At 72.1% G+C, this 1566-nt stretch carries 1 protein-coding gene; it reads left to right on the forward strand.

The window, feature by feature from the left end; translation table 11 throughout:
* A partial coding sequence (locus tag THIDRDRAFT_RS26335; protein WP_007043384.1) for a hypothetical protein occupies window positions 1-1566 on the forward strand: 1566 nt, incomplete at both ends.

Raw genomic sequence — 1566 nt, forward strand, 5'->3', positions numbered from 1 at the left:
TCGCCCTCGGGCAACTCCTCGCCGCCGGCAATGCCGCCGCCGCACTATGGCAGCTGCGGGACCTGGCCGAGGTGCTGATCAAGCTGCCAGCCGCCATCCTGGCCGCCGAGGCCGAGCGGCGAGATCCGGACGGCGCCCTCGCCGCCATCGTGCACGACAGGCTGTACGGCCGCATGCCGGCCATGGGCACCTGGCGCACGCTGCTTTGCGACGAGTTGGCGCCAGGCCTGCTCGACGCGGCCCGCTCATCGTCGGCACCGCCCGCGCTGCGCCTGGTCCGGCTGATCCTGGATGCCAAAGGCAAGCCCACGCCCTTCGCCCAGGCATTGGGAGACCAGGTGGCGCTACGCAACCGTGAGGGCCATGGCGCCTGGCGCCATGACCAGACCGAGATCGTCGCGGCCCTGCGCCACTGGCTCCTGGGTGATCTGCCCAGACAGGAGTGGGCCCGCATCGGCATGGACAAGCATCCCAAGCCGATGCCGCTGGCCGAGGGCCTGAGATTTGCCGTCGCCGAGACCCCCTGGAACGATCTGACCCTCGCCGTACGCATGCCGGGCAGCGACAGCGTTCAGCTGGTGGGCGCCCCTAGCATTCCAGACCACCGCAACGACGCGACCGAGGGCGGACTCGAACCGGCACCGGTACTGCTCCAACAGCACGGCGCCGAGCCGCTGGACCTCGCGCCCCACCTGGCCGCGCGCGTCTGTGCCCTGTGCGGGTACCGCGACATCTTCTTCGTCAACGGCCATGATCGCCGCGCCCACCGCTTCGACCTGCTCGACTACCGACGCGGCCACCGCATGTCGCGCCACTGGCACCAGGTGCCGGACCTGCACCGCCACGCCGGTCGCCGCCCGCTGCCGCCGCTGCCCGAGGCCGACACCGGGCCGCTCGCTCTCGGCCGTGCCAGCACCCTGGCCCTGTTCGACACCCTGGCCTTCGAGGCCCGCTACCTCTCCCCGGACTGGCTGCGCGCACCCCTGCGCGACTTCATCGCCGGTAACGACCGCGGCGTGCTCTGGCTGCAGGCCCCAGGCCATGTTGGCAAGAGCCTGTTCGTGCATGGTCTGCAGGCCAACCTGGACGACCAGCCACTGCTGCCCAGCGAGCCCCTGCGCGTCGCCGCCGTCTTCATCCGCCGCGAGTACAGCTACGGCCCCGCTCGCCTGCTGCCGCTGCTCGAGGCGGAGCTCAAGCGCAGCCTGGACCTGGCCGACGACAACGAGATGCGCCTGCCGCGCATCGACGAGCAGGCCGCGGACAAACCCGCCAGCCTGGCCGCCGGGCTCGCCGCCTATCGCCAGCTCGCCCGGGCACGCACCGGCTTCGATGGGCCGCTGCTGATCTGCCTCGACGGCCTGGACGAACTGCGCCCGCCGGACGCCGATGGCAGCCTGCTGGACTTCATCCCCAGCCCGGACACCCTGCCAGAGCGCACCTACCTGCTGCTGACCTCCCGTCCCTTCGACGCGGAGGGCTGCCCGCGCTGGGTCCGCGAGCGCACCGAGCCGCTGCGCTGCGGTGGCCTCGAGCCGCGGGTGGCGGACCTGAACGACCCCGGCT

Source organism: Thiorhodococcus drewsii AZ1, from assembly GCF_000224065.1.
GTDB lineage: Bacteria > Pseudomonadota > Gammaproteobacteria > Chromatiales > Chromatiaceae > Imhoffiella > Imhoffiella drewsii.